The sequence below is a fragment of the Candidatus Bathyarchaeia archaeon genome (assembly GCA_035935655.1).
Lineage (GTDB): Archaea > Thermoproteota > Bathyarchaeia > 40CM-2-53-6 > 40CM-2-53-6 > 40CM-2-53-6.
Window position 1 is genome coordinate 50,407 of record DASYWW010000040.1, and the last position, 13,512, is coordinate 63,918.

At 52.4% G+C, this 13,512-nt stretch carries 8 protein-coding genes and 1 tRNA gene; 6 read left to right on the top strand and 3 right to left on the bottom strand.

Features of this window, described 5'->3' with window-relative positions:
• Nucleotides 1-33: 33 nt before the first annotated feature.
• Nucleotides 34-1,098 carry a hypothetical protein gene (locus VGS11_07920; GenBank protein ID HEV2120011.1) on the top strand — a complete coding sequence of 355 codons (1,065 nt, stop codon included), beginning with the start codon at nucleotides 34-36 and terminating at the stop codon, nucleotides 1,096-1,098.
• Here the strand turns inward: VGS11_07920 and VGS11_07925 are convergent.
• A complete protein-coding gene (locus VGS11_07925; protein ID HEV2120012.1) occupies nucleotides 1,095-1,730 on the bottom strand; it encodes a PHP domain-containing protein in 636 nt (211 codons plus the stop codon). The two genes, VGS11_07920 and VGS11_07925, sit on opposite strands and share 4 nt — an antisense overlap.
• Nucleotides 1,714-3,408 carry a methionine--tRNA ligase gene (gene metG, locus VGS11_07930; GenBank protein HEV2120013.1) on the bottom strand — a complete coding sequence of 565 codons (1,695 nt, stop codon included), beginning with the start codon at nucleotides 3,406-3,408 and terminating at the stop codon, nucleotides 1,714-1,716. The genes VGS11_07925 and metG overlap by 17 nt, the downstream gene beginning before the upstream one ends.
• A 74-nt stretch (nucleotides 3,409-3,482) precedes the next feature.
• Between metG and VGS11_07935 the strand changes: the two genes are divergently transcribed.
• The 3 genes from VGS11_07935 to VGS11_07945 all read left to right on the top strand — a co-directional run bounded on the left by VGS11_07935 (nucleotide 3,483) and on the right by VGS11_07945 (nucleotide 4,435).
• Nucleotides 3,483-3,932, top strand: coding sequence for a translation initiation factor IF-2 subunit beta (locus VGS11_07935; protein HEV2120014.1), 450 nt, complete (start codon nucleotides 3,483-3,485; stop codon nucleotides 3,930-3,932).
• 10 nt (nucleotides 3,933-3,942) lie between these two features.
• Nucleotides 3,943-4,242 (top strand): DUF424 family protein, encoded by a 300-nt coding sequence (locus VGS11_07940; protein ID HEV2120015.1) that lies wholly within the window; start codon nucleotides 3,943-3,945, stop codon nucleotides 4,240-4,242.
• Between the two features lie 74 nt (nucleotides 4,243-4,316).
• Nucleotides 4,317-4,435: transfer RNA gene (locus VGS11_07945), tRNA-Gln, on the top strand.
• Between the two features lie 17 nt (nucleotides 4,436-4,452).
• Here VGS11_07945 and VGS11_07950 read toward each other — a convergent pair.
• Nucleotides 4,453-4,836, bottom strand: a complete 384-nt coding sequence (locus tag VGS11_07950; protein HEV2120016.1) for a hypothetical protein — start codon at nucleotides 4,834-4,836, stop codon at nucleotides 4,453-4,455.
• A 299-nt stretch (nucleotides 4,837-5,135) separates the two neighbouring features.
• Here VGS11_07950 and VGS11_07955 point away from each other — a divergent pair, with 299 nt between their 5' ends.
• Together VGS11_07955 and VGS11_07960 are read left to right on the top strand one after the other, a co-directional pair.
• Entirely contained in the window at nucleotides 5,136-9,077 is a 3,942-nt protein-coding gene (locus VGS11_07955) for an RHS repeat domain-containing protein (protein HEV2120017.1), read from the top strand.
• A gap of 53 nt (nucleotides 9,078-9,130) precedes the next feature.
• Complete coding sequence (locus tag VGS11_07960; GenBank protein ID HEV2120018.1) at nucleotides 9,131-13,510, top strand: RHS repeat-associated core domain-containing protein; 4,380 nt, start codon at nucleotides 9,131-9,133, stop codon at nucleotides 13,508-13,510.
• Nucleotides 13,511-13,512 lie beyond the last annotated feature (2 nt).

Genomic DNA, 13,512 nt, shown 5'->3' on the forward strand with positions numbered 1-13,512 from the left:
TGATCGTTCTCTTCCCAATTGTACTGATCGATTTTGTCAGCTGAAGAAATCTCTTCCGACGAGAGGCTAACGAATCCTGCCCTTAGGGTCTCTGTCGTTGGAGTAGGGGGTGCGGGGAACAACCTGTTGAGTCATGCAATAGGGGGAGGAGTCAGCGCGAGCCGCTGCGTAGCGGTCAATACCGATAGAGGACAGCTCTCTCGGTCCCTGGCGAGAAACAAGGTCTTCCTAGATCAGACAGTTGGTTCGGCGGCCACAAAAGTGGTTACAAAACGAGATGACCAGAGAACGTTCCAGTCGGCTGCACATCGAGTTACGGGTTTCACAGACGGTTCTGACTTCACAATCGTTCTGACTGGCCTCGGAGGAGGTACTGGCACTGAAAGTGCACCGATCATCGCTCAAAAATCGCGGACCCCAGTTCGCCCGGTCGTATCCGTCGTTGCTATTCCGTTCATTCATGAGAGAGAGCGTCGATTCATCGCTCTGCGAGGGCTCAAGAGAATGGTCGAGGCTTGCGATTGCACCATCGTCATAGACAATGGAGTTGACCGAGACTATCTGAGCACGGCCACAAGAACCACTGACGAGACCGCGAGCTTCGCCGTTCGAAGTCTCACCGAGCTACTGTCAGGAGCGGAAGACGTCGAGGCTAGAGATATTCTGGAAGTTCTAGCGAAAGGAGACCTCGCCACAGTCTGCAATTTTGCGCTCAGAACCGGGGACACGCTTCAGTCAGCGGTTATTCAGGCCCTGAGAACGCCCTCTGCCAACTTGCCTTTGAAAGAGGCCAAGGGAGCACTGCTTCTCTATCGAGGACCCGCGACTCTTAGCACTGCTCAGTTTGCTCACGCATACGACGCGCTTGTTTCCCTGGTTGGATCTGATGTCTCTTTCATTCACGGAAGTGTCTACACACGGTCCGAGCCCTCGGTATGCCTCTTCCTAACGGGCTACACCTACGGGACCGCGCTGAACGGCTTCATCGACTTCGTGGAACTCTACGACGCCGAATACGGCCAAGAAGACGGAGATGAGCTCACAACTCTTTCAGTTCCACTGTACCAAATGGAACAGGTTCAAATCAACAGAGACTAGCTCTTCTCTTTCTTCCCAAGGAGAATCTTTCGAAATCGTTCGGTTGCCTGAACTGGGCGCCCGAACGGGTTTACAGATCCGGATTTGAGCGCGGCCAACACTGATTCGACTTCTTTTGATCCAGTTTCTATCTCACTGTAGGCTCTTCCGATAGTCAGAGGAATGTGAGAGTCGCTCCCAGCCGTCATAGGATAGTTTTCTTTCTCCGCGAATTTCCGGGCGCGTTTCCAGGTAATGGAATGGAGGAAGCTGGAGGAATTGATCACCTCAATTGCGTCAGGACGGACGGTCAGAAGATGGGGTCTCACGCTCGACCGAAACAAGTCATAGGGATGAGGAATAGCGGAGACCCCTCCGAGGTCTCGGATTCTTCTGATCGTCTCGTCTGCTGAAAGTCCTCGGGGAACGGCCTCCGAAATCCCGAGCCCGATCACGTGTCCGTCTCGTGTCGATATCTCGATCCCGGGGAGGATTACAAGTTCGTTGCTGCGATCTGAAGCGAGGATATTGTGATCGGTTATTGCTAGACCGTCGAGTCCACGATCTCTGCAAATGATTGTTAGCTGTTCGGGTGATGTGAATGCATCATTCGATCTGTTAGTGTGCACATGCAGGTCAAGCTTCAGCTTCATTGGGAGCCCTGCTTCTGATCTCTTCCAGTCTAGCTCGAAGCTTCTCGGCATTGACCTTGTGGAACAACGGTTTGAGAAGGCCGATTCTCGCTCCAGGCTTGATGATCGGCTGTCCTGCGGATTTCCAGGGAATACTGGATTTTCTGGCCAAGCTCAAACAGATCTTCTTGGAAGTTGAGGGAAGGAAGGGCTGGAGTAGTATGCCCAGGGCTGCCACGATTTGTACTGAGACCCCGAGAGTTTCGCCTGCGGCTTGAACATCGGTCTTGTAGAGACGCCACGGTTCGTGCTCGTTTAGGTACCGGTTTCCTTCGCGTGCAAGCTCGACGACTTGCTCCAAGGCCTCTTTCAGCCTGAAGTGTTCAAGCCTGTCATCTACTCTTGGCAAGATGGAGCTGAGAGATGCGAGTATCATCCTGTGCTGCTCCTTGGTCACTGAGTATTCTGGAACCTTTCCCTTGTAGTGTGTTTGGATGAATGATATGGTTCGGTGAACGTAGTTCCCTAGGACGTCGTTTAGTTCGGTGTTGACTTTTCTCGCGAACTCGTCCCATGTGAAGTTGGTGTCTTTCTGTTCGGGTCTAAGGCTGATCAACGCGTAGCGCCAGTATTCTGGGGCTTCGAGTTCAACTGCCTCGTCCATCCAGATTCCGATCTTTCTGCTCCTCGAGAATTTCTGTCCTTCGAGCTGTATGTACTCGGAAGATGATACCTCCCAAGGCAGATCATAGTTCTCCCTCGTGGCTAGGAGTAATCCCGGGAAGATTACGACGTGAAATGGGATGTTGTCTTTTCCTATGAAGTGAACATTGCGGCTTTTTGGGTCGAACCAGTATTTCTTCCATAGGGATGGTCGCTTCTTTTTCTCGGCCCATTCCTTTGTTGCGGAAACGTATCCAAGAACGGCTTCCATCCAAACGTAGATGGTTTTTCCCTTTGCTCCTTTGAAGGGTGCTGCTATGCCCCAGGCGTTGTCGCGGGTCAGCGAGCGAGGTTTCAACCCATCTCTGATCCAGGCTAGGCTGAAGTTTCGTGCGTTTTCGGGAAAGTTGGGATTTGTTTCAATGTATTTTCGAAGTGGGTCCGAGAGCTTGGGAAGATCGAAGAACCAGTGCTCGGACTCTCTTTGGACTGGGATCTCGTGATCGAGTGCACAGCGCGGGTTGATGAGGTCTTTCGGGTCGAGAACGCGGCCACAATTATCGCACTGGTCTCCGCGAGCGTTGGGGTTGTGACAGTAGGGGCATTCGCCTTCGACGAAGCGGTCTGGGAGGAAGCGTTTGTCCTTGAGACAGTAGAGCTGGGTTATCTTCTGTCCGTATACGTAGCCGTTCTTTTCGACTTTGAGGTAGAAGTCTCGGACGAAGTCTTTGTGGACTCGGCTCTCGGTTCGAGTGTAGTTGTCAAACTCGATCTGGAAGGTCTTGATAAGATGGACGATGAGTTTGTGGTTCTTGTTGGTCAGCTGTCGGGGGGGTATGCCGAGTTTGATAGCCTCTACCTCAATTGGAGTGCCATGTTCGTCGCTTCCACTGACCATGACAACGTCCTCTCTCTTGAGTCTAAGGTAGCGTGCGTAGACGTCGGCGGACAATAGCTGGGTGAAGGTTCCGAGGTGTGGACGGTCGTTGACGTATGGCCATCCACAGCATACAACCCATCTTCCCAGTCTTTCCACCTTTTCCAGAATAGAATTCGGGTTTTGCCGTTCGGATTGTGATAAGGGTTTGCGGAATCGGCTGTTGGAAACGGTTGAAATACCGGAAAAGGCGTATTGTAGTTAGGGTAGCCGCAACGGACAACTATGATCAATTGCTTGACAGGGCATTGGCGGGCATTACGAAGCCTGGCTCGACGGGGGAGCGTTTCGAGCTTCCCATCGCATCGGTATCGGTGATTGGGGCTCGGACCATAGTTCACAACTTCGCAGATGTTGCTGATCGTTTGGACAGAGACCCGCTACAGATTCTGAAATACCTGGCCAAGGAGATGGCTACAGCGGGCTCCTTCGAAGGTGGCAAGGGCTACTTCCAAGGCAAGTTTTCCAGAGAAACCATCAACCGACTAATTGGCGCTTACTCGAACAGGTTCGTGATCTGCCCGGTCTGCCACAGACCTGACACCCGGGTCGAGCGGAGAGACCGCTTGTCGTTCCTAGTCTGCGAAGCATGCGGTGCGCGTTCGTCGATTCTGACAACTTAGGGACTTGATCTTGGGCCTCGTCTACGCCCGGTCATACAAGACTGAGAAGGGCACGATGGTGGCGTGTTGTGATAAGGAGTTGCTTGGGAAAATCTTTCGCGAGGGCAAGTTGAAACTCTCGTTGCAGACGAACTTCTATGGAAACGCGGCTGTCGACCTTTTGGAAGCAGTTGTGTTACTGGACACGGCTGACATTCTCAACCTTGTCGGTGAAAACGTCGTTCGAGCAGCGATCGAAAGGGGCCTGGTTCATCCGCACGCGGTAATATCGATAGCCGGGGTCCCGCACGTGCAAGTTATGAAACTCTAGATCGTATGCTGGTCTTAACATTCTGGAATTCGGCGAAGGCTTATTGGATTAACCGATCGCGAAAGGTCGATCGTAGCCCGGTGGTGTAGCGGACAAGCAAGGGCACGCATGCCCGGCCAGTGACGGGCTTTGGACCGTTACCAAAACGGGAAGAAACCCGTCGACGGGAGTTCGAATCTCCCCCGGGCTACCACTGAAGCTTCAAGACTGTTACCGTTCCGTCAGCAGGTCCTTCCTGACGGCCTCTCGGAGAGCTTCGGACAGCCGCTGAGACTGAACCTCGTCCCTCTCCAAAGTCGACGCGTAGGACCTGTGGGGATATACTGAGGCGTCGCTGACGAGGATTTTCTCCGGGTCCAATCCCCAGGCCCTGGCGACCTGCTTCAGCGTCTCCATCTTCGACAGCTGCGTCTTCGTCTTGATCCCAAGACCGCTGGCAGCGTAGACTCCTCTGAGAAACTCTGGACCCTTCATCTTGATGTCGTGGTAGGTGTCGACCTGGTGTCCCATCATGTAGTTGATGTAGTCGTTGTTGACTCCCAGCGCTGCCAGCTGTGTCCTGTGCATCCTCAGAGACGTTCGAACATGATGCACTGCTCACACTTCCCATATGACGAATAGTTTCGCCTCAAACATTCGGCTCCATCTTCCCCTTTTCATTTTGAAGAACAGGCAATATCGGCCAAGAGGTTTCTTGCTTGAGTGGTGTTGAGAAGTCAGGCACGCACACACCTACACTCACAGCATCTAATTTCACTTTTCCTGCAAAATACTGTTCCAAACATTTTATGAATATTGGTCGGGGAGCTTGTCGTTGTTTTATTTTGGCAAATGCAAGTGGCGTTTCTCTATGGATTCCAGGACGCGGGACAAGAAAGGCAGCGAAGGTCGCATTGGTATCGACTTTGATCTTTCTTACAGTTTTGGGATCCATCGGCACAGTCATGCCCGGAATAGTCCACGCCTTCGGGTTGATGCTGTCACCGTCGACGACATCTCAGGACGGTCAATGTGTCTCGAAGCCCCTTAACGCCACTGCTTCAATGAGCTGTTCAAACGCAGATTCGGAATCGAGCACCCCACAGAGCGTAGGCTCCGATGTAGTTCAGAATCCCTCCATTCCAAGAACAATCCTTTCTGACGTAAGCTCACGCATCGGCGCGAGCGGCGTGACCCCCAACTCGCCCCAAAACCTGACCCTGTACAATTCTGCGATAACGATGCGACTACTCGGAGGATTAACGTCGCATGATGAACTTCTTGCCCCAGATCGTCGCGTTTTGAGCGCTTGGTCCTTCTGGGGTGTAGAGGTTGCAGGCAATGGGACTGGCGGCTGGATTCCTTTGATTGCTTCTTCAAGCTCGTTCTCAGTGGTGGGAACCAATCGAACAGGTAGCTACGTGATTCGATCCTTGCAATTGAAGACAGCTCAATACTCAGGCTCGTTAGAAATCGCTTACAAAGCAATGATGGCAGGGCCGCTCAAATGGGACCTCAAGTTCTCACCTGCCACAAATGGGCACTATCGATTAGTTTACGAATGGCTTAACACGGCCACTAATTCCCACCTGGATTCCCTTCGAAAGAACTTTCGTGTCACCTATCCCACTGCGAACTTCACTTTCTCTTGGGCAGACGTGCCAAGCACAAACAACGTCACCGCCTCGCTAGTTGCTCCAAGATTCTCTATCTCAATTGACCTAGGACAGCTGGTTGCAAATTCGAAGGTGCTCATCGACCCAAGCATGGTGGCAAGTACTACCTTCCAGGGCGCAACTCAATATCCCTTCCAACGAAAGATCATCTATGACCCAAAGGGCGGATACTATTTTGTTTTCTATTCGAACGGGTCAGCAGTCGGTTACAGCGCGTCCCACGACGGAAACTCTTGGTCGCCGATGAAAGCAATGCCAAGCGGTTGGCCAAGTTTTCTCAACGGGCCGACCTCGTTGCCCTCTGTTGCGATTTCTGGACAGAGAGTTGTCGTTGCTGCGGGTGACTATCTCGCCCCGCATGATAACACTAAGGGAGTACTGAACCTGTCAGTTCGATACGCCATTGGCACAGTCTCGGGCGGGACCATCGCCTGGGGCGCAACTCGTAATGCAACGGCGTTCACGTATGACTGCGGGCAAGGATTCGGTTGTACAAGCCAAAACTTCGCCGTCAGGTTTGTCTACGCAATGCTGACTTCGAACGGCGACATTGCATTTGCGTATAATGTTCACTGGAACTATTTCGGTTGTTCGAACTGCGAATCGGTTCGACTCTACTATCTTAGAGGCTCATCAAACTATACGGCGACCATCGAATCGTATACTGATTGCAACGACGACCCGGCTGTTGGCGTGGCTCTCCCAGAGGGAGACCCAAGCAATGGTGTGGTTAGACTTGTGTACGAGGATCCCGGATCCAACCCGTGCGGAGTCAATGGTTACCAGCTGAAATCGGTGACATACTCTTCGGCCACGAATTCTCTTGGCCAAGTTGACCTTAACGGTGGATCCGATGGAATCCATCAGTTTTCGGCGACTTCAGACGCGGAGTACAATACTCACGTGGTCTACGGCAGTAACCCCATCAATTACATCTTCCACGCTACTGGTTCCTCTTGGACAAGCGCCACCGACGTCTTCCAGTCGGGGGGAGGGGGGCCGGTCTCCCCGACAATCACGGTTGACCTATCGACGGATACTGTGTATGTTTTCGGGCTTTTGTGGGTGTCAACATACAATATGACAGTGGTGATGCGGAGCAAGTCTCCAAACCAAAGCCTCTATTGGTATGATGCAACGACCACTTACCAGTTCAAGAACCGAATACTTCCAACGAGTCTCGGATCCACCTTTGCCTCTATGAGTTCTACCAATTCGAGCAGTATCGCCCTAGTCTGGAGCGAAGGGACGAATCCACAGATCGGGGGAAGCGGATTCTACAATGTAACCTTTGGCGCTATCCCAATCCAGACCGTCTGGTCACCATACGCGTTTCCCACAAATCCTTGGGATGGAAGTGGGCTTGCTCCAAATGGACAATACTCTCAGAGTCTAAGCGAATCAGTCTCGCCCAGCACCGGAGCCCTGACCATCGTTCAGAACGACCTCACCGTGCCAGGAAGAGGGATCGACTTTAGCGTGTCCCGCGTCTTCACCGGAATCAACATCCCCTACTCCCAAGCTCCCGTCGGGAATGGCTGGCAGCTCAACCTTCCCTCCTACGATTGGTACAACTATGCCGTCTACCTCTCGAACGGGCAGAGTTATCGATACCCGATCGGGTGGAACCAAGGGTCGTGCACTCCGTGCATCTGGGAGAACCACCAAGGTGAACACTTTCGTCTGTCGACCGACGGGGCGGGGGTAAACCTGATCACAAAATCCGGGCTAACATATCATTTCGACTGTCTCGGCAACTGCTATTGGAGGCTATCTCGAATCACTGACGCGACAAGAAATAACACCATAACCTTTGGTCACTCAGATGGTGGGAACAATTTCAGGATTTCCAACGCGACGGACACCGTCGGCAGGGTCCTTTGGTTTTGCTACACGAACGGCCTCATAACGAGTCTTGAACAGAGGGCATCAGGAAGCTGCGGGCAACAAGTCGGGTTGGTCAGGAAAGTCACCTATTCTCAAAGCGGCGGCAACCTTGTCGCGGTCACCGACCCCGCCAATAGGGCTACCGGATTCCAATACAATGGCGCAGGGGAAATTACACAGGTCACATATTCGACCGGCTGGTACTCAAGCTACACTTACGCAGGCGAGCTAATGGGGACCGGTGCAACAGGCTATCGCGTGTACCAACAAAGCGTCTACTCATCATCGGCAGCGCTAATTCGCAAATTCACATACTCATATAGCGAAGATTCAGGAACGGACCAAGTCACTCGCTCCACCGTCACAGCATACAACGGAACCTCAACGCAACCGTCGGCCTATACTGACTATGCGTTTTCATTTTCCACAGTGAAGTGGAATGTGTCCGATGTCCATCATTCATTCCTCAGGGGGGTCATCCAAGTATTTGGCGTTCAAGGAACAATTCCCCAAGAGACCATTCTAGTTACAGACGGATCGAGCCTAGGAAGCTTCACGAACTATTACGGTTATGACCTCTGGGGGAACCAGATCTACAGTCGACAGTCAATTAATCCAACGACCAAATGGTCTCACGAACGCTTCAACGCTTACTATAACGATGGACTTCCTGTAAGCTTTAGCGCCTTCCAAGACTCGTTCAATCAGACTCAGGGAACTGCTCCGAACAACAATTGGAGGGTTCAGAATGGCTATTGGATGGTCCGCAACAGAGTCTTTAACGGAACCCAGACCGGGGGTCAGCAAGAGAGTGTTTTCGCCTGGTCTGACATCAAGAAGAGCGACCTTTCTTTGCAGGCTAGCGTCTACATAACTCGACAGTCTAATACGACAGCGGGAGCCGCCCCGCGCGCTGGCATTTTCGCTCACTATGTCGGAAGCGGGACGAGCAAGTGGGGGCTAGTTTTGATAATGCACTCTGATGGCTCAAAACACTTGGATCTCTTTGACGAATGGGGACAGATGCTCGCTAGTCCGACATGCAACTTCATCACAGGGGCATGGTACACGTTCAACATGACTGTTCACGGGACATTCGCAACTGGCTGGGCAAGCTCGCCTGGCCAACCTGCTTGTCCCTCCGTCACAGGAAACTTTCCAGGTTCGAGCCCCGCGATCAACGGAACTGGATTTGGACTATACGCAGGAGGATACAGTACCCTGTTCGCCAACGTCACGGCAACAACTGTATCCCCACTGATAACAGGAACGGGTTTTCCAATTCATTCATAGCCAGCGGTGCTCCGGGACCAACCATTCATACCGCCCTTGCTGGAATCGCTGAGTTGCAGAATGGGACAGCTTCGGTTCCAATCGAAACTTACAATAGCTACTACTCGTGGGGCGGCCTAAACCAACAGAAACGTCTTGTTGAATCAGGGGCACAGCTACAAGTTGATGGGACGGGTGGCTCTTCGAGCCAAGGTCCCATTTATGTGACGCTTTCCACCTCCCAAGCCAACGACATAGTAATTCTCTTTGTCTACGGTGACAGCGACGGTGCACCTACCGGGGTTAGTGACACGTCCGGGCTCACCTGGGCTCTTCGGAGCGCCCAATGGGTAGAATACGAGTACTATGCGAAGGCGCCTAATCCCCTCGTCTCAGACACGATTACCATTCAATTCAGCCAATCGCATTCCACCGTGTACGCGGTCGCTTTCGGTGTTAGCGGAGCCAATTACCTCAGTCCCTTCGATCCGTCAGCCTTCATCCCCTCCGGCGCGGACGCCGTCACCACAACACCCTCAGCCAACATAACCCCTTCGGGGCCGAGCGAAATGATTCTAGGAGGCTTCTCAGACAACGGAGTGTGTAACCTCCACGCTGGAGCCGGGTTCAGTTTCATCTTTTCCAGCGGGAACTTGGCCTCGGAATACCAAATAACGGGCGCTCCTACGTCGGTTACCGGAAACCTATCAGGTTGCGGGCCAACTCCTCACGCCGTTATGATCGCGGATGCGATTGTGTCCGCCCTCACCTTGACGACAGTCTCCCTGATCTCAAGAGCTTATGATGTCTACGGAAACCCGGCAACCTTGACCGATCCGCGGGGCAACGTGACCTCTTACACCTATTCATCTCTGTACAACTACGCATACCCGACCAGCGTTTCGGAAACTGTGAAGCCTGGCTCGACACAAATCACGAGACTTTACACTTACGATCTGAACATGGGGACTTTACGCTCCATGGCAGACCCAAACGGATACACTACCACTTATCAGTACGACATTCTAGGCCGTCTCACGAGCACCGACTATCCAACAAGGACCCCCGGCCTGCCCCAACTAGACGGCTCGGCGATGGCTGGTTGCGCAAACAATACAAAATCATGTTCGGTTACGTTTCAGACCTCACACCCGAGTGACGTTATTGTTATGTTTGCCTCCGAGACCCTTGGCCAGAGTGGGCCAAATTGTCCCTTTTCCGTCTCGGACACAGCTAGCCTGACATGGACAGCTAGATCTCCCGTGGTTACGGGACGGCAGTCGAGGGACGGGCTCCAGGAGTTTTATGCCAAAGCCGCTAACACATTGTCGTCGGACACGATCACCGAGTCGCTTTGCTCCTCCGCTGGAAACAGCTACAATGGATTGCAAGTTTTCGCGATTAGCGGTGCTAACTTCAACAACCCATTCGACACAAACTCGATGTTACCAGGGACCGGCAGTGATTCGACTAGTGGCCAACAATATACAACTTCAGCGACCATATCGACCAGTAATGCCACTGATTTCATATTTGCTGGGGTACAGCATGGCACCGGAGCGATTCCGACTCCTCAATCCGGGTTTACTACAATAACTTCTGCTGGGACTGCAGGCACGGAGTACAAGATCCAGGCAGGCACCCTTACGAATTTTGGGGTCACCTTCAGCTTCAGCACCTCATCGTACTGGCAAGAGATCGCCGACGCGATACAACTATCGAGCCAAATTAGCTACCCTGACTCCGTGAGGAACATGTATAATGATGCAGGACATTTTGTCGACGTCACTAACGAACACGGATGGCAGACGCGCCAAATCTACGACGGACTCGGCCGGCTTTCTACCACAGATAGATTCCTTGGGGGAGGCTCTTACTCTAACCAAACGTACACGTACAATTGGCAAGACAGGATGGTTTCTTCTACGGACGCCCTTCGAAACCGTTACTATCTTTCCTACGACGCACTTGGCCGGACAACCAGCTCGACCACACCAGATAGTCAGGTCATTCAACAGTCCTACAATGATCTCGCCTCATCAGCAATCGTCGCAAACCAAGACGGCAACTTCAAGTGCAATTACTCTGATAGACTTGGACGGCTGATTAGCGTCGTCGAATACGCCAACTCGACTGGTTGCATCACCGGGACCATAGCGGGATACAGATTCGTCACAAACTACTACTACGACGAGGTCGGAAATCTAAGAAGGGTCTCAAACGCAGCCTCTAGGTCCACCGCGTACTTCTACGACAGCCTCAACCGACTAACGAGCATAGGTTATCCAGATGGAACGATGGAGTCATACGCGTACGATAAGAGTGGAAACCCCATCAAGAAAGTTGACAGAGCTTCAATAACAACTCTTACGTCTTTTGACTCGCTTGATCGACCTCTCACGACAACGTACTGCGGAGCCACGATAATGAGTGCCACCGACACATACGACAAGAATGGCAATATCCTCCAAGATTCTAATCAGAACGCAACCCTCTCATACATTTACGATTCTCGAAATAGGACGCTCAACGAAACATACGCAGTCAACCCGGCAACACGAACCGTGGTGGACCTGGGTTGTTCAGGAATCGGCGGAAACATTACTCGAACCGGGGGTGTTGCCAGCACGTTCATGGTGGGGTGGACTTACACCGGCGAGCTCCTGAATACTCTCGCGTACCCGAAGCTCTCGATCTCCAACCCAGGCATCACAATCAAGTATGCCTACGACGGTCTAGGGAGAGTTCTGAACGTAACAAATCAGGCTAGTCCGGCTTACTACGCAAGGTCCTTCACATATTACCCAAACGACAAAGTCAAAGGCCTCCAGTTCGGAAACAATCTAATCCAGAACTATACTTACGACGGCATGTCGAGACCCTCAGCCATCACATTGAGCGGCGCTACGATCATGAGCCTCAACTATGCACATAATAAAACCGGGACCCTGGCTAGTGTCACAGGACAGGTTAACGGTGCGAATGTGAATGAGCAGTATCGCTACGACCCTCTACAACGATTGACCAATTCCAGCACTACAAGCGGCGGATCGACCACAATTTCATGGTACGAGTACGATAACCTTGGAAACCGAGTACGACAGAAACTTAACGACACAATCACCGCTTACACTTACAACTCTATCAATGAGCTCACTGCATCTTCTGCACCAGGGACAAGCATAGCCTATAGTTACGACGCCAACGGAAACCAACTCGCGCGCAATTCCACTACAATTGGGACGACTCACTGGACCTACATTTGGGATGCTTCCAGCCGTCTCCAGAAGGTGAAAAATGACGCCGGAGTGCTAGGGGTGTACGCGTACGATGGCCATGGGCGGAGAGTCGAGTCCTCAGAAGCCTCCACAACATTCTACGCGTACATCAGAACAGAGGTCATGTACGAGAACATCACCGGCGTTGGCGGGACAGACTACCTCTTCGCAGGAGCATTCAGAATCGCCAAGTTGACAAGTGCATCGGTTAACTATTATCACTCTGACTCACTGGGAAGCACGCGTCTAATCACAAGCTCGACGGCCGGCACAGTCTTCCGCAATGGCTACCAACCCTTCGGCCAGGATAACGGAACGCCAACCGGATCGGAAACTTATAGGTTCACGGGCAAGCCTTACAGTTCGTCGACTGGTTTGTACTATGACTACCAGCGCTGGTCCGATCCGTCTACTGGAAGATTCATCTCATCCGATCCAATCCGAGGGCATCGACTAGCTCCTCAAAGCCTCAATCCTTACCTCTACACTCAGGATGATCCTACTTCAGTCACCGATCCCACAGGGTTAGACGGTGGTTTCGGCGCTGACAATAGGTGCGAGAAGCTCCACGCCTGCCCTCACCCAACTCTAGCGCAGATTCAACAGGAGGAGACCGTCATGTGGATCTTTCTGGGATTCGAGGCGGGTTTAGGGCTTGCGTTCGCTTGCGTGGTCGCCTGCCCAATAGTCATCGGCGCATTGAGCACCGCCGGGACTGGGTGTGAAGAAGATCCGGAGATCTGCACCCCAGCAACCGATCCGCCTCCACCGATTACCGACCCTACCCCGCCGACCGCTGTAGACCCTACTCTCCCCAGCATCGAGCCTAACCCTGTCGCAACAGAGGTGACTGATGGAGGTTTTTCTGCGACTCGTTCAGGAGTCGGCAGCTTTACAAACCTCGGTAAGGAAATTGGAGTCAAGCACCTTGACGCGATTTCCAAGGCTGGAGGATTTCAAAGGTACCTGGGGCTAATTCAAGATACGGTCGAAAACGGAGTTGACACTACCTCGATCGAGGGTACCAATCCATCTTATTTGACGCTGAGAAACATCGCGTCCAAGTTCTTTGTAGTTGCTGAGCCACAATCAGGGACCATAGTAACTGCGTTCTATAACACACCGTCCGGTCCGCTAGCTTCGCTCTGGAAAATGATGATCCTAGTGCCGGATTGACG